This window comes from Streptomyces sp. PSU-S4-23 (assembly GCF_055632315.1).
In genome coordinates, this window is record NZ_JBVMUU010000002.1 from 2637326 (window position 1) to 2659711 (window position 22386).

18 protein-coding genes and 1 pseudogene are annotated in these 22386 nt (G+C 74.1%); 12 read left to right on the forward strand and 7 right to left on the reverse strand.

From position 1 onward, the window contains the following. Positions 1-19: 19 nt before the first annotated feature. The 3 genes from ACZ79I_RS12680 to ACZ79I_RS12690 form a co-directional block, all read right to left on the reverse strand. Positions 20-1285, reverse strand: coding sequence for an NAD(P)/FAD-dependent oxidoreductase (locus ACZ79I_RS12680; RefSeq protein ID WP_471497025.1), 1266 nt, complete (start codon positions 1283-1285; stop codon positions 20-22). Between the two features lie 115 nt (positions 1286-1400). Then, positions 1401-2738, reverse strand: a complete 1338-nt coding sequence (locus ACZ79I_RS12685) for a deoxyguanosinetriphosphate triphosphohydrolase (protein ID WP_471497027.1) — start codon at positions 2736-2738, stop codon at positions 1401-1403. 85 nt (positions 2739-2823) lie between these two features. Beyond that, a complete protein-coding gene (locus ACZ79I_RS12690; protein ID WP_471497029.1) occupies positions 2824-3726 on the reverse strand; it encodes a sirohydrochlorin chelatase in 903 nt (300 codons plus the stop codon). Positions 3727-3958: 232 nt separating this feature from the next. On the opposite strand from ACZ79I_RS12690, the gene ACZ79I_RS12695 reads away from it, so the two are divergent. From ACZ79I_RS12695 to ACZ79I_RS12705, 3 genes are all read left to right on the forward strand, one after another. After that, on the forward strand, positions 3959-4654 hold the full coding sequence (locus tag ACZ79I_RS12695; protein WP_471504903.1) for a SanA/YdcF family protein: 696 nt from the start codon (positions 3959-3961) through the stop codon (positions 4652-4654). A gap of 2 nt (positions 4655-4656) precedes the next feature. After that, entirely contained in the window at positions 4657-6126 is a 1470-nt protein-coding gene (locus ACZ79I_RS12700) for a membrane-associated oxidoreductase (protein ID WP_471497031.1), read from the forward strand. Positions 6127-6238: 112 nt separating this feature from the next. Continuing rightward, complete coding sequence (locus ACZ79I_RS12705; protein WP_471497033.1) at positions 6239-8494, forward strand: molybdopterin oxidoreductase family protein; 2256 nt, start codon at positions 6239-6241, stop codon at positions 8492-8494. Between the two features lie 33 nt (positions 8495-8527). Here the strand turns inward: ACZ79I_RS12705 and ACZ79I_RS12710 are convergent, their stop codons facing one another. Next, entirely contained in the window at positions 8528-9487 is a 960-nt protein-coding gene (locus ACZ79I_RS12710) for an intradiol ring-cleavage dioxygenase (protein WP_471497035.1), read from the reverse strand. A 294-nt stretch (positions 9488-9781) separates the two neighbouring features. After that, entirely contained in the window at positions 9782-10192 is a 411-nt protein-coding gene (locus ACZ79I_RS12715) for a gamma-glutamylcyclotransferase family protein (protein WP_471497037.1), read from the reverse strand. Between the two features lie 227 nt (positions 10193-10419). Here ACZ79I_RS12715 and ACZ79I_RS12720 point away from each other — a divergent pair, with 227 nt between their 5' ends. Then, a complete protein-coding gene (locus tag ACZ79I_RS12720) occupies positions 10420-12069 on the forward strand; it encodes a M4 family metallopeptidase (RefSeq protein ID WP_471497039.1) in 1650 nt (549 codons plus the stop codon). A gap of 104 nt (positions 12070-12173) precedes the next feature. Further along, entirely contained in the window at positions 12174-13064 is an 891-nt protein-coding gene (locus tag ACZ79I_RS12725; protein WP_471497040.1) for an aminoglycoside phosphotransferase family protein, read from the forward strand. Positions 13065-13104: 40 nt separating this feature from the next. Here the strand turns inward: ACZ79I_RS12725 and ACZ79I_RS12730 are convergent, their stop codons facing one another. Beyond that, on the reverse strand, positions 13105-13788 hold the full coding sequence (locus ACZ79I_RS12730; protein WP_471497042.1) for an NADPH-dependent FMN reductase: 684 nt from the start codon (positions 13786-13788) through the stop codon (positions 13105-13107). A gap of 326 nt (positions 13789-14114) precedes the next feature. On the opposite strand from ACZ79I_RS12730, the gene ACZ79I_RS12735 reads away from it, so the two are divergent. After that, entirely contained in the window at positions 14115-14639 is a 525-nt protein-coding gene (locus tag ACZ79I_RS12735; protein ID WP_471497043.1) for a hypothetical protein, read from the forward strand. Between the two features lie 141 nt (positions 14640-14780). After that, positions 14781-15419: a class F sortase gene (locus ACZ79I_RS12740; protein ID WP_471497045.1), complete on the forward strand. Its 639-nt coding sequence runs from the start codon at positions 14781-14783 to the stop codon at positions 15417-15419. An 86-nt stretch (positions 15420-15505) separates the two neighbouring features. On the opposite strand, the pseudogene ACZ79I_RS12745 reads toward ACZ79I_RS12740, so the two are convergent. Beyond that, positions 15506-16328, reverse strand: a pseudogene (locus ACZ79I_RS12745) (sulfite exporter TauE/SafE family protein). A 276-nt stretch (positions 16329-16604) separates the two neighbouring features. Here ACZ79I_RS12745 and ACZ79I_RS12750 point away from each other — a divergent pair. From ACZ79I_RS12750 to ACZ79I_RS12770, 5 genes are all read left to right on the forward strand, one after another. Beyond that, positions 16605-17843, forward strand: coding sequence for an NAD(P)/FAD-dependent oxidoreductase (locus ACZ79I_RS12750; RefSeq protein WP_471497047.1), 1239 nt, complete (start codon positions 16605-16607; stop codon positions 17841-17843). After that, complete coding sequence (nirB, locus tag ACZ79I_RS12755; protein ID WP_471497049.1) at positions 17843-20452, forward strand: nitrite reductase large subunit NirB; 2610 nt, start codon at positions 17843-17845, stop codon at positions 20450-20452. The genes ACZ79I_RS12750 and nirB overlap by 1 nt, the downstream gene beginning before the upstream one ends. Next, on the forward strand, positions 20449-20799 hold the full coding sequence (nirD, locus tag ACZ79I_RS12760; protein WP_471497051.1) for a nitrite reductase small subunit NirD: 351 nt from the start codon (positions 20449-20451) through the stop codon (positions 20797-20799). Before nirB ends, nirD begins: the two co-directional genes overlap by 4 nt. A gap of 55 nt (positions 20800-20854) precedes the next feature. Next, on the forward strand, positions 20855-21439 hold the full coding sequence (locus ACZ79I_RS12765) for a TetR/AcrR family transcriptional regulator (RefSeq protein ID WP_471497052.1): 585 nt from the start codon (positions 20855-20857) through the stop codon (positions 21437-21439). A 131-nt stretch (positions 21440-21570) separates the two neighbouring features. After that, the gene (locus ACZ79I_RS12770; RefSeq protein ID WP_471504905.1) at positions 21571-22335 is read left to right on the forward strand and encodes an SDR family NAD(P)-dependent oxidoreductase; all 765 of its coding nucleotides are present in this window, start codon (positions 21571-21573) and stop codon (positions 22333-22335) included. Positions 22336-22386 lie beyond the last annotated feature (51 nt).

A 22386-nucleotide genomic window follows, 5' to 3' on the forward strand; every position in this document is an offset into this window, starting at 1 on the left:
CGTGCGGCCGCGCCCGCGCCTAGGCGGACAGGTCCTCCAGGGGCACGCCGGGGTCCGCCAGGGCCTCCGGATCCACCGCCGCCCTCGCCCGGATCAACGACTGGATCCGCTCCGTGACGTCCCACACGTTCACGTTCATCCCGGCCAGCACCCTGCCCTCCTTCATCCAGAACGCGATGAAGTGCCGCTTGCCGACGTCGCCCCGGATCACCACCTCGTCGTACGACCCGGGCGGCGCCCACCCCGAGTACTCCATCCCCACGTCGTACTGGTCGGAGAAGAAGTACGGCACCCGGTCGAACGTCACCTCGCGGCCGAGCATCGCGCGGGCCGCCGCCGGGCCGCCGTTGAGGGCGTTCGCCCAGTGCTCCACGCGCAGCCGGGTGCCGAAGAGGGGGTGGTGGAAGGAGGCGATGTCTCCGGCCGCGTAGATGTCGGGGTCGGAGGTGCGCAGCCGCTCGTCGACCACGACGCCCCCGCCCTGCGCGCGGTCGGCGATCTCCAGGCCCGCCGCCTCGGCGAGCCCGGTGCGCGGGGCCGCGCCGATCGCGGCGAGCACGTCGTGCGCGGGGTGCTCCTCGCCGTCGTCGGTGCGGGCGGCCAGCACCATGCCGTCCTGGCCGACGATCTCGGAGAGCCGGACGCCGAAGCGGAAGCGGACGCCGTGCTCGCGGTGCAGCTCGGCGAAGAGGTTGCCCAGCTCGGGGCCGAGGACGGCGTGCAGCGGGGTGGGCTCGGGCTCGACGACGGTGACCTCCGCGCCGTACTCGCGGGCCGCCGCCGCGACCTCCAGACCGATCCAGCCGGCCCCGGCGATCACGAGGTGGCCGTTGTCCCGGCCCAGCGCGGTCAGGACGCCCTTGAGTCGCTCGGCGTGGGCGAGGCGGCGCAGATGGTGGACGCCGGCGAGGTCGGTGCCCGGGATGTCGAGGCGGCGCGGCTCGGCGCCGGTGGCGAGCAGCAGCTTGTCGTAGTGGACGAGTGTGCCGTCGTCCCCGAGACGGACCGTCTTCGTCTCCCGGTCGACGGCGTCGACGGTCTGGCCTAGGTGCAGCTCGATGTCGTTTCGCGCGTACCAGGCGGGCTCGTGGACGAAGACGCTGTCGCGCTCCTCCTTGCCGAGCAGATAGCCCTTGGAGAGGGGAGGTCGCTCGTACGGGTGGTCCCGTTCGTCGCAGATCAGTATCACCCGCCCGGTGAAGCCCTCCGCTCGGAGCGTCTCGGCCGCTTTCGCACCGGCGAGCCCTCCCCCGACGATGACGAATGTCTGATCCGCGTCGACCACTTGATGCCTCCTCGTAAGGATGTCGCCACATGCGAGCGTCCCGCACGGAACGTGGTGCGGGAAGGGGGAGTGGCCCGATCAGGCCACGCCGGGTCATGTCCGGGTCACCTCGGGTTCATCCGGCTCCCGTCAGCCGTGCGTGCAGGGAGCGCGCCGAGGCGTCCGTGAGCGAGGCGATCTGGTCGACGAGGACGCGCTTGCGGGCACGGTCGTCGGCCGCCTGCTCGAACAGTGCCCGGAACTGGGGATCGAGCCCGCCGGGCGCGCGGGCGGTGAGGACGTCGGCCAGCTCGGCCACGACGACGCGCTGGTCGGCGCGGAGGCGCTCCTGCTCGGCGCGCTGCATCACATACAGGTCGGCGACCGCCTTGAGGACCGCGCACTCCATGCGGGTGCTTCTCGGTACGACGAGTTCGGCCGCGTACCGGGTCAGCCGCCCGCTGCCGTACGCCGCCCGCGTGGCGCCCTCCGCGGCCAGGCAGAAGCGGCCGATGAGCTGGCTGGTGGCGTCCTTCAGCCGGGCCTGGGCGACGGCCGAGCCGTCGTACCCGTGCGGCCACCACTCGTGGCCGAGGAGCCGGTCGAGGGCCTCGGCGAGTTCGTCGGGGTCGGTGTCCGCGGGGACGTACCGCCCGACGGCGACGGCGAAGACCTCCCGGCGTTCGGACTCGACGCGCAGACGGTCGGGGTCGATGTGGCCGGCGTGCAGGCCGTCCTCCACGTCGTGCACCGAGTACGCCACGTCGTCGGACCAGTCCATGACCTGGGCCTCGAAGCAGGTGCGGTGGCCGGGGGCGCCCTTGCGGACCCAGTCGAAGACGGGGCGGTCGTCCTCGTAGACCCCGAATTTCGGGGACGCGGGGTCGGTGGGGTGGGCGCCGCGCGGCCAGGGGTACTTGGTGGCGGCGTCGAGGACGGCGCGCGTCAGGTTCAGACCCACGCTGACGGGTTCGCCCGTCCGCCCGGACCGGACGAAACGCTTGGGTTCGATACGGGTGAGCAGGCGCAGCGACTGGGCGTTGCCCTCGAAGCCGCCGCAGTCCTGCGCGAACTCGTTCAGCGCCTGTTCGCCGTTGTGCCCGAAGGGCGGGTGGCCGAGGTCGTGGGAGAGGCACGCGGCCTCGACGAGGTCGGGGTCGCAGCCGAGCGCGGCGCCCAGTTCACGGCCGACCTGGGCGCACTCCAGGGAGTGCGTGAGCCGGGTGCGGGGGCTGGCGTCCCATGCCTCGCTCCGCGCGCCGGGCGTGACGACCTGGGTCTTGCCCGCCAGACGGCGCAGGGCGGCCGAGTGCAGCACCCGCGCCCGGTCGCGCTGGAAGGCGGTGCGGCCCGGACGTTTGTCGGGTTCGAGCGCCCAGCGCTCGACGTCCGACGCGTCGTACGCCGAGGGGCCCGCCGCGCCGCTCTCACACCGCGCGGGGGCCTCGTGTGCCTGTGGTGCGGTCCCTTCCATGACCCGACAGTAAACGCAGCGGATGACGTTCGGGACGTCGGCGTCCGCTTCCGGGCGATCCGTTTCGCGCCGTGCCGCCGCCCGCTCAGGCCGAGGCGAGGGCCCGCTCGGCGACCGGCTCCCCGGCCGCCACGGCCTGGTCGTAGCGCTGCAGTACAAGGCGCGCCACGGCCGGATGAGCACCGAGCGGGGCCGCGGCGATCCAGGGTGCTGCGGCCGCGCACTCGGCGGCGAAGCGCCCGGGCGCGGTGAAGTACGACGCGACGGCGACCCGGTGGCGGCCTCGGGCGGTGAGCGCGCGCACCGCGTCCGCCACGGTGGGCGCGGCGGCGGAGGCGTAGGCGGCGAGGACGGGGACGCCGAGGCGTTCGGCCAGCAGCCGGGCGGTGCGGCGGGTGTCGAGGGCGGAGTCGGGGTCGCGGGAGCCGGCGGCGGCGAGCACGACCGCGTCGGCACGGTGCCGGAGGTCGCCCGGCCGGGTCCGCCAGCCGGCCTCGACGAGGCGGTCGTGCAGGGTCTCCACGAGCAGCGGGTGCGGGCCGAGCGGGGCGGCCACGATCGTGTCCGCCCGCGCCGCCGCCGCGGCTTCGGGGATGTCGCGCTTGACGTGGTGGCCGCGGCCGAGGAGCAGCGGCACGAGGACGGCGCGGTCCCCGCCCAGGGACGCCAGCGTGTCGGGAAGCAGGGGGTCGTTCAGCTCGATGTGGCCGAGGTGCAGGGGCAGGTGCGGGCGCAGGTCACGGACGCGTTCCATGAGGGCGTGCACGGTGGCCAGGGCGCGCGGGTCGCGGCTGCCGTGGGCGACGAGGACCAGTGCGGGCGGGGCCGGGCGCCGGGCGCCGTTGCGGGAGACGAGGCTGAGCTGCCTGCCGAGCTGGCTGGTGATCCGGTTCATGAGTTGCGCCGTACTGTCGAGGTGGGCGCCGCCGGGGTACGGGCGGCCGGGGCCGGGGTGGGACTCGTCGCGAGGAGGGTTCGACGCCGTCATGGACCGATCCTGACGGCGCGAGATTGCCGGGCCGTTGCGCGGCCGTGACGGGTGTTTTCCGGGGTTTCACGGGGAGGCGGCGGGAGGCGTGAGGGGGCGCGGGGGCCGTTTCGCGCGCCCCCTCCGCTTCCGTGCGAACCGGATCACCGCCCGCTGCGTCCCCCCTGACGACACCGGCGGCACCGAAGCCGCCGCGGCCGCCGAAGCCACCGACCTGGGGGGACGCGTCCCGATGGGCCTGCCGCGCCTGAGGATCCGCCGACCGAGACCGCCGCGCACGCGTGCCGGGCGGCGCAGGGCCGTGCAGGGGCTGATGCTGCTGTGCGTGCTGGCGTTGCTGCCGGCCACGTGGATGTTCCTGGCCACGGGCGACCGGCTGCGCACGACGGCGGACGTGCCGCGCACGCAGGTCGCCGTGGTCTTCGGCGCCGGCCTGTGGGACGGCGAGCCCTCGCCGTACCTCGCCCACCGGCTGGACGCGGCGGCGCGGCTGTACCGGGCGGGCCGCATCGAGGTCGTCCTGGTCACCGGCGACAACAGCCGCAGGGACTACGACGAGCCGGACGCGATGCGCGCCTACCTGAGGAGGCACGGCGTGCCGGACGGACGGATCGTGAGCGACTACGCGGGCTTCGACACCTGGGACTCCTGCGTCCGCGCGAAGAAGATCTTCGGCGTGGACCGGGCCGTCCTGATCAGCCAGGGCTTCCACATCCGCCGCGCGGTCGCCCTGTGCCAGGCGGCGGGCGTGGCCTCGTACGGCGTCGGGGTCGACGACAAGCACGACGTGACCTGGTACTACGGCGGCACCCGGGAGGTGTTCGCCGCGGGCAAGGCGGCCCTGGACGTGCTGTTCCGCCCGGACCCGACCTTCCTCGGCCCGAAGGAGCAGGGCGTCACGAGGGCGCTAGCGGCGGCGCGGGGCTGAGGGTGGAGATCACGGATCCGACGCCCGCCGAGCGACGCGTCCTGGCGGCGTTCCCGCTCGGCGAGGGCGTCGACTTCCTCGACGGCGCCGACGACGACCCGGCGGCGGGCGCCTCCTGGGGCCCCGAGCGGACCGTGCGCGCCGAGGTGCTGCGGGCCCTGCTGCTGGACGGGCCGGTGCGGGAGGGGCGGATCGCCGGGCTGAAGGTGACCGGGGCCCGCATCACGGGACGGCTGGACCTCAAATACGGGACGGTCACGCATCCCGTACGGCTGCGGTCCTGCCACTTCGAGCAGGCACCGGAACTGTACGGGGCGCAGGTCGGCGCCCTGGTCCTGAGCGACTCGGTGCTGCCCGGGCTCGCGGCGGGCACCCTCCGCGCCGACGGCGTCGTACGGATCAGCGGCTGCCGTATCGCCGGTCCGGTACGCCTCCAGGCCGCGAGGATCTCCGGCGCGTTCTTCGCCGAGGGGGCACGGCTCGGCGTACCCGGCGAGACCGGCGGGGAGTCCGTCCTCAGGCTCAGTCACGCGGAGGTGGCCACCGACGTGTGGGCCGCCGGGCTCGTCGCCCACGGCAAGGTCCTGATGGACGGGGCCACGGTCGGCGGGCAGGTGAACCTGAACGACGCGGAGCTGTACGCCCCCGGCGCCACCGCCCTGCACGCCGAGACCCTGGTGGTGGGCACCGACCTGCACGCCATGCGGTTGCGCGCGCATGGCCGGGTCAACCTCAGCGGCCCCCGCGTTCCCCGCCAGCTCGAGTTCGCCCACGCCCGTCTGTCCAACCCGGGCGGCCAGGCCCTGCGCGTCAGCAGCTGCGTCATCGGCGAGCTGTGGCTGCGCGACGCCGCGCCCGTCGAGGGCGTCGTCAACATGCGCCGCGCCCAGGTGGACCTGCTGCACGTGCCGCCCGAGGTGTGGCCCGAGCGCGTCAGCCTCGACGGGCTCGGCTACCGCGCCCTGACCCCGCATCTGCCCGCCGAGCAGCGGCTGCCGCTGCTGGAGCGGGAGACGGAGGGCTATCTCCCGTACGCCTACGAGCAGCTGGCCGCGGCCTACCGCACCGCGGGCGACGACGCGGCGGCGCGCACCGTCCAGCTGGCCAAGCTGCGCCGGCACCGCCGCACCCTGCCGTGGTACGCCCGGCTGTGGGGCCATGTGCAGGACGCGGCGGTCGGCTACGGCTTCCGCCCGATGCGGGCCGCCGGCTGGCTGCTGTTGCTGCTGTGCACCGGCACCCTGGCCTTCGCCCTGCACCATCCTCCGGCGCTCAAGCCCGGCGAGGCGCCCGACTTCAACCCGCCTTTCTACACGCTCGACCTGCTGCTGCCGATCATCGACTTCGGCCAGGAGGGGGCGTTCGCGCCACGCGGCTGGTACCAGTGGCTGTCGTATCTGCTGATCGCCACCGGCTGGGTGCTGGCGACGACGATCGCGGCGGGGGTCACACGCTCGCTGAACCGGCAGTAGACGGGCACCCGGCGGCCTCACGCCGGCCGCCGGCCGGCGGGGAGGTCACCGTCCCGGCCGCGTAACAGGGACCGGTCACGGCACGTAACACGGCCGAATCACGCTGATCTGCATGAAGACCGCCTCGACGCCCACCCACTGCCCGTACTGCGCCCTGCAGTGCGGGATGAACCTGTCGCCCGCGCCGGAGGGTGGCGTCGAGGTGACCGAACGCGCGGACTTCCCGGTCAACCGGGGGGCGCTGTGCGGCAAGGGCCGTACGGCGCCGGCGCTGCTGTCGTCACGGGTGCGGCTGACCTCGCCGCTGGTGCGCTCGGACGGCGTGCTCAGGCCTGCGGGCTGGGACGAGGCCCTGGACCGCGTCGCCGAGGGGCTCTCCCGCACGCGCGCCGGGCACGGCCCCGACGCCCTGGGGGTGTTCGGCGGGGGCGGCCTCACCAACGAGAAGGCGTACGCGCTGGGCAAGTTCGCCCGCGTGGTCCTCGGCACCTCGCAGATCGACTACAACGGGCGGTTCTGCATGTCGTCCGCGGCCGCCGCCGGGGTGAAGGCGTTCGGGCTCGACCGGGGGCTGCCGTTCCCGCTGGAGGACGTTCCGCGCACCGGGTGCGTGATCCTCGTCGGCTCCAACCCCGCCGAGACGATGCCGCCGGCGCTGCGGTACCTGACGGAGCTCAAGGAGAACGGCGGCACGCTGATCGTCGTGGACCCGCGCCGCACCCGGACCGCCGAGCAGGCGGACCTGCATCTGGCGCCCCGGCCGGGCACGGACCTCGCGCTGGCGCTCGGCCTGCTGCACCTGATCGTCGCCGAGGGACGCACCGACGAGGCGTACATCCGGGAGCGCACCAGCGGCTGGGAGGAGGCACGCGCGGCGGCGATGGCGTACTGGCCCGAGTACGTGGAGCGGATCACGGGCGTTTCCGTTCCGCAACTGCGGGAGACGGTACGGCTGTTCTGCGAGCCGGAGACGGCGATGGTGCTGACCGCCCGCGGGCCCGAGCAGCAGTCCAAGGGCACGGACACGGTGGGTGCGTGGATCAACCTGTGCCTGGCCACCGGACGTGCGGGCCGCCCGCTGTCCGGCTACGGCTGCCTCACCGGCCAGGGCAACGGACAGGGCGGCCGCGAGCACGGCCAGAAGGCCGACCAGCTGCCCGGCTACCGCAAGCTGACCGACCCCGCGGCACGGCGGCACGTGGCCCGGGTGTGGGAGGTCGACCCGGACACGCTGCCGGGGCCGGGCAGGAGCGCGTACGAACTCCTCGACGCGCTGGGCGGGGACATCCGCTCGCTGCTGCTGATGGGCTCGAACCCGGTGGTGTCGGCCCCGCGCGCCGCCCATGTCGAGCAGCGGCTGCGCGCGCTGGACTTCCTGGCGGTGTGCGACGTGGTCCTCTCCGAGACGGCGGCGCTGGCCGACGTCGTCCTTCCGGTCACGCAGTGGGCGGAGGAGACCGGCACGACGACCAGCCTGGAGGGCCGGGTCCTGCTGCGCCGCCGGGCGATCACCGCTCCGGAAGGGGTCCGCAGCGACCTGGAGGTCCTGCACGGACTGGCCGCCCGCCTGGGCGTGGAGAAGGGCTTCCCCACGGACCCGGAGGAGGTCTTCGACGAGCTCCGCCGCGCCAGCGCCGGGGGCCCGGCGGACTACTCGGGCATCACCTACCGGCGGCTGGCGGAGGAGAACGGGGTGTTCTGGCCGTGCCCGGAGGCGGCGGGCGGATCCGCGCCCGCAGGCGGCACCGCTGCCGACATGCCCATGGGCACCGCGGTCCGGGACGGCGAGGGCGCGGCCTTCGGCCTCTGGCCCGACGGCCCGTCGGGTGACGCGGGACAGGCCGCCGCCGGACCGCCCGCCGCCCGGCCGGTCCATCCGGGGACCCCGCGCCTCTTCCTGGACGGGTTCGCCACTGAGGACGGGCGGGCGCGGTTCGCCGCCGTGTCGTACCGGACCGCCGCCGAGGAGCCCGACGACGCGTACCCGGTGCTGCTGACCACCGGGCGGGTCGTCGCCCAGTACCAGTCCGGGGCCCAGACGCGCCGGGTCGAGGAGCTCAACGCCGCCGCACCGGGGCCGTACGTCGAGATGCACCCGCGGCTGGCCGAGCGGCTCGGCGCGGCGGACGGGGACGCGGTCGCCGTGGTGTCGCGGCGCGGCCGGGCCGTCGCGCCCGCGCGGATCAGCCGCGGCATCCGGCCGGACACCGTCTTCATGCCGTTCCACTGGCCGGGTGAGGGCCGCGCCAACACCGTCACCAACCCGGCCCTCGATCCCACCTCCCGCATGCCGGAGTTCAAGGTGTGCGCGGTGCGGCTGGAGCGCGTCCAGCAGGAGACGGCGGCCGGGCGGGAACGGCGGCCGTGAGCGCGGGCGCGGGTTCGCCCCTCCGCCCGGGGCCTACGGGACGGCGGTTCGCGAGGCGCTCGCCGCGCTGTCCGGCGGCGGTGTGTACGGCGTCGTGGCGCCGGGCGGAGGACCGGGCGACGGCGACTCGGGCAGCCCCTTCGGCGGCGCCGCGCCGGACGGCGGCAGCGGGGCCTCGCCGCCCGCCCCGGTGCTCTCCCGGGTCGGGTCGATCCCGACCGTCAGCGTGGCGACGAGCCCCCGGGCGATATCGCCGGTGACGTCCATGAGCCCGTCCCGCGCGCCGCCCCCGCGGTACCCCCCGTCCTCGGCGAGAAGGGTGCGCTTCCCGGTGTGCCCGGTGTACGGGTCGGTCGCGTACACGGCGTCGGTGTACCGGTCGGCGACGTAGAGCCGGCCGGTCCAGTTGAGCCGGCCGCCGTCGTAGGTGCGGCCGCTCCTGCCGCCGCCGGTGCGCACCTTCACGTGGATGCCGGGGGCGTGGGAGCCGTGCCAGCCGGGGAAGACCGTCGTGAACTCGGCGACGCCGTCGGCGCCGGTCGTCTGGTAGCCGCGCAGGAAGGTGCGGGGGTTCGCGCCGCCGGTGTCGCTGTCCGCGAAGGGTGCCCTGCCACCGGGGGGCAGGGACGTGTAGCCGGAGTAGTACCCCCAGGCGTCGCAGTGCCAGATCTCGACGGCCGCGTCCGCGAGAAGGGCACAGGCGTGGGGCTGGTCGCGCACGGTCAGACGCACCGTGAGCGGCACCCCCCTCTTGCCCTCGGTGATGTCTTTGCGGAAGAGCGCGCCTTCCAGGTAGTACGGCCCCTCCGAGACGCTCGGGTTGAGCACGCACAGCTCGGCACCGCGGGCCGCGTCCGGGGCCTTGCCGGCGTCCGGTCCGTGGGGGCCGCGGCCCGGGAAGGAGCAGGAGCTGACGCCGAGTCCCAGGACGGCTCCCGCCGCGGCGCCTCCCAGGGCGAGCGCGCGCCGCCGGGTGATGTCGCTGTCCGTCATGGGCGGGACCCTAGGCGCGGCGGGCCGGCCGGGAACGGGGGCGCACGGCGCGGTCGCCCGCACGAGCGACGGTGGCGGCCGACTGCCCGCCCGCGGCGCCCGGTTCGGCGGTACGGCGCGCGACACGCGCGGCCCGACGCGTGCCATGCGACCGACGGGGAAGCGCAACACGCGACGCGGGGCGCCCGTGCGGCGCGGGGCGCCCGTGCGGCGCGGGCAGCGCAACGCGCGACCTGGGGAGCGCGACGCGGGCAGCGCAACACGCGACCCGGGAGCGCAACGCGCGACGCGGTCTCAGCGATGGGCGAGCCAGTCCCCGCCCTCGATCAGCCGGCCGTGCGCCCGCAGCCGCGCCGCCACGGCGGGCGCGGCGACGTACACCCAGGCCCGTACCGTGCCGCCGTCCGCGGCCGTCACGTCCCGGGCCACCCGCTCGTACAGGCTGTGCGGATCGCCCGGCACGCAGTCCTCCAGCAGGTCGAGGGCGGCGAGCAGCTCCGCGTACGCCTCCGGCCGCGCGGTGACGATCTCGCCGCTGACCGTGCCGCCGCCCTGCTCGACGGCGTACGGGTATCCGGGACCGTCGTAGAGCACGGCGCCCGGCAGCAGCCCCGGTTCCTCGGAGCGGGTGCGGCCGCGCAGGAAGAGGTCGTGGTTGGGCTCGCCGGGGCGCAGGGTCCCGTACACGAAGAACGGGAGTCTCACGCCCCGGCTCCCCCGCTGGTCCCGATGGTCGCGCCGTTCGCCGCAGCCATGATCGGTCTCCTCCCGCCCCTCTACCGAAGCCTTGCAGAAACGATTCTCACCCCTCACACATCTTCGTGAATGAGCTATGGACATGACATGTCATGAACCCTTAAATCGAAGCGACGTCGGGGGTCACCGCCCCCGATCCCCCACACGCGCCCCCAGGCGCCACTTCGAGGAGACCGATGAGTCGGATACGGCACATCCGAGATTCCCGTCTCGCCGCGGCCGGCACGGCCGTGGCCACCGCGGCCCTGCTGGCCGCCGCCCTCGCCCCCGCACCCGCCGCCGGCGCGGCCGCGAGACCCGGCCGGGCCACCGCGATCGCCAACGCCACCGCCGCGCTGCGGCAGCAGGCCGCCCATCTGGGCCTGTCCTCCGCGCAGGGCACCGCCGTCCGCGACGTCGTCGTCGACGCGGACGGCGGCCAGCATGTGCGCTACGACCGGACGTACCGTCAGCTCCCCGTCCTCGGTGGCGACTTCGTGGTCCATCTGGCCCCGAGCGGCTCCTACCGCAGCGCGGACCGGGCCACCACGCGCGCCGTCTCCGTGCCGACGACCACCCCCACGGTCAAGGCACCTCAGGCGGCCGACCTGGCCGCCGCCGCACTGCGCGCCGCGAACACCGGAGAGCTGCTGAAGCGCGTGACCGCCAAGCCGCAGCTCGTCGTCGACGCCCTGCACGGCGCACCCCGGCTGGCCTGGCGCACCAACGCGGTGGGGCAGGACTCGCTGGGCAACCCGGTCGCCCGCACCGTCCTCACGGACGCCCGCACCGGCCGGCAGATCGACGCGTGGGACAGCATCGAGACGGCGACCGGCGACGGGAAGTCCCTGTACGGCGGCACGGTTCCGCTGGAGACCACCCTGTCCGGGTCGAGCTACCAGCTCAAGGACCCGACCCGCGGGAACACCTACACCGGCGACGCCGAGAACAAGACCGACCTGTGCATCTTCGGGATCTGCTTCAGCCGCGCCCCCGCCACCCTGTTCACCGACGCCGACAACCACTGGGGCACCGGCACGACCGCGGACCGTTCCTCGGCGGCGGTGGACGCGCAGTACGGGACCGACGAGACCTGGGACTACTACAAGAACGTCCACGGCCGCACCGGCATCGCGGGCGACGGCAAGGGCTCGTACAACCGCGTGCACTACGGGAACAACTACAACAACGCCTTCTGGGACGACAGCTGCTTCTGCATGACGTACGGCGACGGTGACGGGACGACGTTCGGCCCGCTGGTGGCGCTGGACGTGGCCGGCCACGAGATGTCGCACGGCGTGACGTCGACGACCGCGGCACTGACGTACTCCGGCGAGTCCGGCGGCCTGAACGAGGCGACCTCGGACATCTTCGGCACGCTGGTGGAGTGGTACGCGAACAACGCCTCGGACCCCGGTGACTACCTCATCGGCGAGAAGATCGTCCGCTCGGGATTCGGCGAGCCGGCGCTGCGGTACATGGATCAGCCGTCCAAGGACGGGAACTCGGCGGACTGCTGGAGTTCGTCGGTCGGGAACCTGGACGTCCACTACTCGTCGGGCGTCGCCAACCACTTCGCCTACCTGCTCGCCGAGGGCAGCGGCGCGAAGACGCTCAACGGGGTCTCCTACAACTCCCCCACCTGCAACGGCTCGACCGTGACGGGCATCGGCCGCGACAAGCTCGGCAAGATCTGGTACCGGGCCCTGACGGTCTACATGACGTCGTCGACGAACTACGCGGGCGCGCGGACGGCGACGCTGAACGCCGCGAAGGACCTCTACGGCGCGGGCAGCGCGGAGTACAACGCCGTGGCGGCGGCGTGGAGCGCGGTGAGCGTGGGCTGAGCGAAAAGCCGTGGCGGGCCGGCCGCCGGAGCGCCTAGGCTCCGGCAGCCGCCCCGCCATCCGGCGCCCCGGCACCCCGGCCGCCGACCGACGCACGGAGACCCATGCCCACCGTGAAGATGCACCCCGACGAACTGGACGTCGACGGTGGGCTGGTGCGCCGGCTGATCGCGGACCAGTTCCCGCGGTGGGCGGGACTGCCCGTCACCGAGGTGCCGTCCGCGGGGACGGACAACGCGATGTTCCGGCTGGGCGACGACATGGTCGTACGCCTGCCCAGGCGGCCCGGCGGGGCCCGGCAGGTGGCCAAGGAGCAGCGCTGGCTGCCGTTCCTCGCCCCGCAGCTGCCGCTGGCGGTCCCGGTGCCGCTCGGCCGGGGCGCGCCGGGGCAGGGGTACGAGCAGCCGTGGTCGGTGCTGCGCTGGCTGCCCGGCGAGAACGCCTACGACGCGCCCGCCACCGATCCCGCCTCCGCCGCCGTGGACCTGGGCCGCTTCGTGGCGGCGCTGCGCGGGGCCGACGCCACCGGCGGCCCGGCGTCCTGGCGCGGTGGCCCGGTGGCGGCGAACGACCCGTACGTCCGGGCCGCGATCCGCGACCTGGGCGCGGACGGCACGGTGGACGCGACCGCCGCGACCGCGCTCTGGGAGGAAGTCGTCCGGCTCCCCCAGTGGGACGGCGATCCGGTCTGGCTGCACGGTGATCTGCTGCCCGGGAACCTGCTCACCGAGGCGGGCCGGCTCACCGCGGTGATCGACTTCGGCGGCCTGGGGGTGGGCGACCCCGCGGCCGACACGCTGGCCGCGTGGGCGGTCCTCACGTCCGGCACACGGGAACCGTTCCGCGAGGCGGCCGAGGTCGACGACGCGACATGGGCGCGCGGGCGGGGCTGGGCGCTGTGCTTCGGCCTGATGGCGGAGCACTACTACCGGCAGACGAATCCGGTCCTGGCCGCGGTGGGCCACCGCGCGGTGACGGAGGTTTTGGCGGACTGACCCGCGACCGGCCGGCGGCGATGCCTGACCGCCGCACCGGCTACCCTCCGTACGGCCGCCTCTCCCTCGCCTCGCGCAACGCCTGGGCCCACCAGACCAGTTGGTCCAGCATCACCTTGGCCGCCGCGGCGGGGCCGGACGCGTCGCGCGGGTGGCCCGCCTCGTCGAAGGCGGCGCGGCCGCCGTGGAAGGACACCGTGTCCCGCACCGTCACCGTGTGGAGTTCCGCGAAGACCTGGCGGAGGTGTTCCACCGCGCGCAGGCCGCCGGCCATGCCGCCGTAGGAGACGAGGGCGACGGGCTTGGCGCGCCACTCGGTGTAGTGCCAGTCGATGAGGTTCTTCAGGCCGGCCGGGAAGGAGTGGTTGTACTCGGGGGTGAGGACGACGAACGCATCGGCGCCGGCGAGCTTCGGGGTGACCCCGGCGAGCGCGGCCGTCACCTCCGGGGAGCGGGCCAGGGTCGTGGGCAGCGGAATCCCGGCCACGTCCACGACGTCGGGCACGAGGTCGTCGCGTCCGCGGAGGCGATCGAGCAGCCACTCGGCGACGACGGGCCCGAAGCGGCCGTGCCGGTTGCTGCCGATCACGACGGCGACACGGACGGGAGCGGGCACGGGGACGGGCACGGGGACGGGCACGGGGACGGGAGCGGGGACGGGGACGGGGACGGGAGCGGGGGCGGGGACGGGAGCGGGGGCGGAGACATCCGTGGCTGTGGTCATGACGCACAGCCTCATACCTCAACCATTGTTGAGGTCAAGCCGTCTCCTCCGCTCCCGGCGCGACGGCCGGTCACCCGTTCACAGCCTGCGGCTCCCCCCTTCGGGCCCCCTTCCGGGAGCCCGACGCCCGTACGTCCATGACCTGCTGAAAGACCGTCGGGACCGCCCGGACGGGCCAGTCGCGGCACACCCGTTCACCGTACGTCCGACGGCGCGCCAGGAAGCGTGAGCGGCCGGGTGCGACTTTCCTCGACAGGGCAGGGGCACGACCGACGCAGCGGCACACTGGGGGTGCCGCGGGCCGTGCCCTCCCGGAGGTGCACCCCATGCGACGTACGTCCCGTCTGCTGACCGGTACCGCGCTCGCCGTCGCCGCGGGCCTCGCGGCGGCCGTACCCGCGTACGCCGGTGACGCCCAAGGGCTGGAGGTCTTCCCCTCCACCGTCGCGCCCGGGGGCGAGGTCACCGTCAACACGGCGGCGTGCGGATCGGACGGCTCGGCGGCGGGCGACGCCACCGCGGTCGGCGCCGGCGCCTTCGCGCTCGCACCCAGCACACACGAACAGGACGCGATCGGGCGGTTCCGGGTGCCGCCCGGTGCGCAGCCGGGCACCTACGAGATCGTCGCGAAGTGCTCCGGCGGCCGGCACGCGAGGGTGACGGGCGACCTGACGGTGACCCTGGCCTCGGCCCAGGATCAGACGCGTCCGCGAGGAAGCGTGAAGACGGGGGTCGGCGGCGCACTCGGCCCCGACCCCGTGCGGACCGCGGCCGGTGTGACGGCTCTCGCCGTCGCCGCCGCGGGCGGTACCTGGCTCCTGCATCGCCGTGCGAGAGGCGACGGGATGTGACGGACGACCTCCGCTGTCCGTCCGCCGGTACCGCCGTCCCCCATCCCCCTCCGGGTCCGATGCCCCTCGCGGCCCGGAGGGGGTCCGGGAGACGCCCCGGCCAGACCGGGGCCAGGCCCGGCATCCACGAAGGAGGCTCACGTGCGCAAGGCCGGCAGGTCCGGCACCGTCGGTGACGCCGCCATAGCGTCCGTCACCGTGGTCGCCCTGTGTTCCGGCGGATGGCTGCTCGGCAGCGGCTCCCAGTCCCACGCGCCACCGCAGCCGTCGGCCGCGCAGGCCGCCTCCGACCCCGATCGCGCGGGGTCCGCCACCTCCCCGCTGCCGCCCTCGCCGCCCGTCCGCATCCGGATACCCGCGATCCGCGTCGACGCCCCCCTGACCGGCCTGGGGCTGACGAGCAGCGGCAGCCTGGAGGCCCCGCCCGCCGGGAACAAGAACCTGGCCGGCTGGTACGAGGCCGGCACCATGCCCGGCGAGACGGGCACCGCGATCGTCGCCGGTCACGTCGACAACGCCCAGGGCCCTGCCGTCTTCTACGACCTCGGCGCCCTGGCGAAGGGCAGCACGATCGAGGTCGGACGCCGCGACCGCTCGACGGCCGTCTTCACGGTGGACGCGGTCGAGGTGTACGAGGCGAAGGACTTCCCCGACGACCGGGTCTACGGGGCGGCGCACCGCCCCGAACTCCGGGTGATCACCTGCGGGGGCGGCTACTCCGAGGCGACGGGCTACCAGGGCAACGTGGTCGTCTTCGCGCACCTCACCGCCGTGCGCTGACCCGCCGCCGGACGCCGGATCGCCACCGGCGGACGCCGCCGCGCTCCCTCGGACGCGCCGCCCCGCTTCCCCGTACGCCGGCCCGCTCAGGCCACCCACTGCTGGTAGGCCAGGTTCGCGACCAGCGCGAAGACCACCGTCAGCAGCACGATGCGGACGAACCCGCTGCCCTTCTTCAGCGCGGTGCGCGCCCCCACGGTGCCGCCGGCCAGGTTGAAGACGGCCATCAGCACGGCCAGCCGCCAGAAGACGGTGCCCTTCCAGGCGAAGGTCGCGAGGGCGCCGGCGTTGGTGCAGCAGTTGACGATCTTGGCGGTGGCGGAGGCGGTCACCAGGTCGAGGTGCAGGACGGCGGTGAGCGCCAGCACGAGGAACGTGCCCGTGCCGGGGCCGATGAGACCGTCGTAGAAGCCGATGCCGAGACCGGCGAGCCCGATCGCGGCGAGCACGCGCCGCGCGGAGACCGGCGCGGTCGAGGGGGCGGTGCCGAACGCGGGCCGGAGGAGCACGAAGGTGCCCACCCCGAGCAGCACGACCATGACGACCGGCTTGAGGACGTCCGTGCTCATCCCCGCGGCCACGAACGCCCCGCCCGTGGACCCGGCCAGGGCCGCGATTCCGATCCGTACCGCCGTTCCCACGTCGACCGGCGTCCTGCGCGCGTATGTCACGGCCGCGCCCGTGGTGCCGACGATCGCGACGGCCTTGTTGGTGCCGAGGGCGTACGCCGCCGGGGTGCCGCCGGGCAGCCCGAGCAGCAGCACGGGCAGCAGCACAAGCCCGCCCCCGCCGTCCCCCGAGTTCTCGGCTCCGCTCGAACAGGGAGGTGCCCCCATCGGCGTCGATCCAGCCGGCCGCGAGGGCGGTGAGGCAGAGGACGACGGCCATGGTCAGCGATATGTCGGGCATGATCGCGACCCTAGGGAGGGGATCGATGTGCCGTCCATCGACCTGAGGGTCTTCTGAGGTTCGGGCGGGCCGTGGACCTCCGCCTTCGCACCCGGCCCACCGGCCCGGCGCGCACCCTCACACCCGGCCCGCCCGCCCTCCGCGAACCCTCACACCCCGGCCCGCCCGCCCTCCGCGAACCCTCACACCCCCGCTCCATGCCGGCTGAGGGCAGCGTTCCCCGTGGGAAACAGTCGTGATGCGGCCGGGTAACGTCGGCATCGCACGCTGCGTTGCATGACCTCGAATACGCGTGTGGTGGTGATCGGCGCCGGACTCGCGGGCGCCCGTCTCGCCCGGCGGCTCGGCGAGCTCGGTACGCCCGCCCTGCTCGTCGGGGAGGAGGAGCACGCCCCGTACAACCGTGTCCTGCTCGCCGACGTCCTGGCCGGCCGCTACGCCCCCGAGGTGATCTCCCTGCCGGCCCCGGAGCGTCTCGTGCGCGCCCGGGTCACCCGGATCGACCGCGCGGCCCGCGCGGTGCACTGCCATGACGGCTCGTTGGTCGCATACGACACGCTCGTGCTGGCCACCGGCTCCAACCCGGTCCTGCCGCCCCTGCGCGGACTGCTCACCCCGGACCGGCGCGAACTTCCCGAGGGCGTCCACGCGTTCCGCACGATGGACGACTGCCTGGGTCTGGCCAAGGCGGTCCGCGAGGGGGTGCGCTCCGTCGTCATCGGCGGCGGCCTGCTCGGTGTCTCCGCCGCCCGCGCGCTCGCCGCCCGTGGCGCCCAGGTCGTCCTCGCCCAGCAGGCCGAGCGCCTGATGGAGCGGCAGCTCGACCCGTCCGCCTCACGGCTGGTGCGCCGCCACCTCACCGGCCTGGGCGTCGAGGTCCACACCGAGACCCGGGTCCGCGGGGTGCGCACGCTCGGCGGCGCGGTCCGCTCCGTGGAGATGTCCGACGGCTACGCCCTCGACACCGACCTCGTCGTGCTGGCCTGCGGGGTGCACCCCCGGGTGGGCCTGGCCCACGAGGCCGGGCTGGCCGTCCACAAGGGCGTCCTCGTCGACGACGAACTGCGCACCTCCGACCCGCACATCAGGGCGATCGGCGACTGCACCCAGTACGCCGGCACCGTGTACGGGCTCGCCGCTCCGGCCCTGGAACAGGCCGACGTGCTCGCCGAGCTGATCGCGAGCGAGGCCGACGGCGGCGCGGGCGATCCCGCCGCCCGCTACACCGGAACCCGGTCCCTGACCCGGCTCACCCTCGCCGGGCGGGACGTCCTCGACCTCGCCGCCTTCGGCGAGACCGACCCCCGCCCCGGCGACGACGTCGTGCAGCTCGCCGACGCCACCCGCGGCACCTACCGCAAGGTCGTCGTGCGCGAGGACCGCCTGGTCGGCGGCGTGCTCGTCGGCGAACTCGGCACCGTCGGCGCGCTCGCCCGCGCCTGGGAGACAGCCGAGCCGCTGCCCGCGGACGGTGCCCCGCTGCTCCACCTGATCACCAACGATGGAGGCTCCTGATGTCCACGACCGCACTTGTGGGGACCGGCCCCCGCCCCACGATCGTGCTCGTCGGCCATGGCATGGTCGGCCAGCGCTTCCTGGAAGCGCTGGCCGAGCGCGGCCTGACCGCCACGCACCGCGTGGTCGTGCTCTGTGAGGAGCCGCGCCCGGCCTACGACCGGGTCCGGCTCACCTCGTACTTCTCGGGTACGACGCCGGACGAACTGTCCGTGACGGACAGGGAGTTCATCGAGACGCACGGGATCGAGCTGCACATCGGCGACCCGGCGGAGACGATCGACCGGGACACCCGCACGGTGACCGCGCGCTCCGGGCTCACCGTCACGTACGACACGCTCGTCCTCGCCACCGGCTCGTACCCCTTCGTGCCGCCGGTGCCCGGCAAGGACGCCACCGGCTGCTTCGTCTACCGCACCATCGAGGACCTGCTCGCCATCGAGGAGTACGCGAAGACGCGGGCCGCCACGGGCGCCGTGGTCGGCGGCGGCCTGCTCGGCCTGGAGGCGGCCGGCGCGCTCAGGGGCCTCGGACTGGCCACGCACATCGTGGAGTTCGCGCCGCGCCTGATGCCGGTGCAGGTCGACGAGGGCGGTGGCGCGGCACTGCTGCGCACCATCGAGGACATGGGCCTGACCGTGCACACCGGCACCGGCACCCAGGAGATCGTCGTCGGTGAGGACGGCGCGGTGACGGGCATGAAGCTGTCCGACGGGTCCGAACTGGCCACGGACATGGTGGTGTTCTCGGCCGGTGTGCGCCCCCGTGACCAGCTCGCCCGCGACTGCGGCCTCGCCGTCGGCGAGCGCGGCGGCGTCACGGTGGACGAGCAGTGCCGGACCGTCGGTGACCCGCGCGTCTTCGCGATCGGCGAGTGCGCGCTGGCGTCGGACGGGAGGGTGTACGGCCTGGTCGCACCCGGTTACGAGATGGCCGAGACGGCCGCCGCCACGATCGCCGCCGACGAGGCCGCGTTCACCGGCGCCGACCTGTCCACCAAGCTGAAGCTGCTCGGTGTCGACGTGGCCTCCTTCGGCGACGCGCACGGCACCACCGCCGACTGCCTCGACGTCGTCTACGCGGACTCGCGCTCGGGCATGTACAAGAAGCTGGTCATCGGCCGCGACGGCGAACTGCTCGGCGGCATCCTGGTCGGCGACGCGGAAGCGTACGGCACGCTGCGCGCGCTCACCGGGTCCGTGCCGCCCGTCGCGCCCGAACATCTGGTGCTGCCCGCGGGGGCCGGCGCCCCGGCGCAGCTCGGGCCGTCCGCGCTGCCGGACGAGGCCGTCGTCTGCTCCTGCCACAACGTCACCAAGGGCACGATCCGCGGCGCGGTCACCGAGCACAGCTGCACCACCGTGCCCGAGGTGAAGAAGTGCACCAAGGCCGGTACCGGCTGCGGCAGTTGCGTCAAGGTGCTCACCCAGCTGGTCAACGACGAGCTGGAGGCGAGCGGCGTCGAGGTCGACAAGGGCCTGTGCGGCTGCTTCGCGCAGACCCGCGAGGAGCTGTACGAGATCGTCCTGGCCCTGCGCATCACCTCCTACCGGCGGCTGCTCGACCGGTTCGGGCGTGAGGGCGCGCGCGACGGCGAGGGGTGCGAGACCTGCAAGCCGGCGATCGCGTCGATCATCGCCTCGCTCGCCCCCACGATCGGTGCCGACGGCCATGTCCTGGAGGGGGAGCAGGCGGCCTTGCAGGACACCAACGACCACTTCCTCGCCAATCTGCAGAGGAACGGCTCGTACTCGGTCGTGCCGCGCGTCCCCGGCGGTGAGATCGCCCCGGAGAAGCTGATCGTGATCGGGGAGATCGCCCGCGACTTCGGCCTCTACACGAAGATCACCGGTGGTCAGCGGATCGACATGTTCGGCGCCCGGGTGGAGCAACTCCCCCTGATCTGGGCCCGCCTGGTGGACGCGGGCTTCGAGTCGGGCCACGCGTACGGCAAGGCGCTGCGCACGGTGAAGTCCTGCGTGGGCCACACCTGGTGCCGCTACGGCGTCCAGGACTCCGTCCGCATGGCGATCGACCTGGAGCTGCGCTACCGGGGGCTGAGGTCCCCGCACAAGCTGAAGTCGGGGGTCTCCGGCTGCGCCCGCGAGTGCGCCGAGGCCCAGTCGAAGGACTTCGGTGTGATCGCCACGGTGGGCGGCTGGAACCTGTACGTCGGCGGCAACGGCGGCGCGACCCCGCGCCACGCGGACCTGCTGGCCCAGGACCTCTCCGACGCCGAACTCGTCCGCCTGATCGACCGGTTCCTGATGTTCTACATCCGCACGGCCGACCGTCTGGAGCGCACCTCGGTGTGGCTGGAGCGGATCCCGGGCGGCCTGGACCACGTGCGGGACGTGATCGTCCATGACTCGCTCGGCATCTGCGAGGAGCTGGAGTCCCTGATGGCCGCGCATGTCGCGGGCTACCGCGACGAGTGGGCGGAGACCGTCAACGACCCCGAGAAGCTGGCCCGGTTCGTGTCCTTCGTCAACGCCCCCGACACCCCCGATCCGGTCGTCGGCTTCGTCCCCGAGCGCGACCAGATCAAGCCCGACCTGCCGCTGCTGACCATCGGCACGCGACCCCTGGAAGGAAGCACCCAGCGATGACCCTGGCACCCGAGAAGCTCGACCTGACGATCCAGCTGCGGCTGGACGAGGAGTGGCTGACGGTCTGCGACCTCTCCCGGCTGATCCCGGGCCGCGGAGTCGCGGCCCTGCTGCCGGACGGCCGCCAGGCCGCCGTCTTCCTCGACCGCGCGGGACGTGTCCACGGGATCGACAACCGCGACCCGTTCACCGGCGCCGCCGTCCTCTCCCGCGGTCTCACCGGCACCCATCGCGGCCGCCCGTTCGTCGCGTCACCGATGCTCAAGCAGCGCTTCGACCTGGAGACGGGGCAGTGCCTGGACGACGAGACGGTGCGGGTGGCGGTGTACGAGGTGCGGACCGCCTAGCCGTACCACTCCCCTCACTTGACCGATCGTTCTGGAAAGTCCTAGGGTCCCCCTCATGGCCAGGACCAAGGAATTCGATCCGGACGCCGCGCTGCAGTCGGCCCTTGAGCTGTTCTGGCGACGCGGCTACGAGGCCACGTCGATGGCCGACCTCGTCGCGCACCTCGGCATCGGGCGGGCCAGCATCTACGCGACCTTCGGCAGCAAGCACGAGCTGTATCTGAGGGCGCTGGACCGCTACCGGGAGACGCGGGACCCGCTGCTGCTGCACGAGCTGTCACAGCCGGGTCCCGCCCTGCCCGCCGTACGGGCGGTGATGCGCCGGTTCGCCGCCGAGGCGGCCACCGACGGTGAGCGCCTGACCGGCTGCTTCGTCACCAACACGGCGGCCGAACTGGCCCCGCACGACGCGGCCGCCGCCCGCCGGGTCGAGCTGAGCTGGGACCACGTCGAGACCCTGCTGCACTCCGCGCTCGTCCGCGCCCGCGCCCAGGGCGAACTGCCCGCTGGCCGCGACCCGCGCGCCCTCGCCCGCATGCTGCTGGTGCTGATGCAGGGCCTGCGGATGGTCGGCAAGGCGTCGCCGGACCCGGCCCGCGTACGAGATGCGGCGGAGCAGGCGCTGGCGCTGCTCGGCTGAGCGGCCCGGGCAAGCGGCACCACGCGGGCGATACCTTTCACATGCCGCAATATTGGATCGATCGGTCTAGAAAATTGTTCAGGAACATGGCCGGTATCGGCAACACGGCCAGAACAGGGGAGCCCATGAACATGACCGCCCGCTTCTCCGGCAGGACCGCCCTCGTCACCGGCGCGGGCTCCGGCATCGGACGGGCCACGGCCCTGGCGTTCGCCGCCGAGGGCGCGCACGTCGTCGCCGCCGGACGCCGGGCCGCTCCCCTCGACGAGACGGTCGCGCTGATCGAGCGGCGGGGCGGCAAGGCGCTCGCGGTGTGCGCCGACGTCTCGCGCGCCGACGATGTCCAGGCGCTCGTCGCGGCGGCGGTGGACCGCTTCGGCTCGCTCGACGTGGCCGTCAACAACGCGGGGGTCCTGCGCGCCGGCGGACCGCTGGCCGACCTTCCCGAGGCGGACTGGCGCACCCAGCTCGACATCAACGTCACCGGCGTCTTCCTGGCACTCCGGGCCGAGATCCGGCAGATGCGCACCCAGCCGTCCGGCGGCGCCATCGTGAACGTCGCCTCCAACATCGGCGCGCACACCCATGTGCCCGGACTCGCCGCGTACGCCGCCTCGAAGGCGGCCGTCGCCGCGCTCAGCCGGGCCGCCGCCCTGGACCACGTCCGCGACGGCGTCCGCATCACCGTGGTCAGCCCGGGCGCCACCGCCACGACCATGTCACTGCGCCCCGGCGAGACGGAGGCGGAACGCGCCGAACGCGTACGCGACGCCCTGCCCCTCGGCCGCCTCTCCGACCCTGCGGAGGTGGCCGCCGCGATCCTGTACCTCGCCTCGGACGACGCGGCGCCGGTCGTCGGCTCGGACCTGGTGATCGACGGCGGCGCGGCGCTCTGACCCGGACACGGGACCTTGGCGGGCCCCGCCCCGGTGGGGCGCCCCACCGAC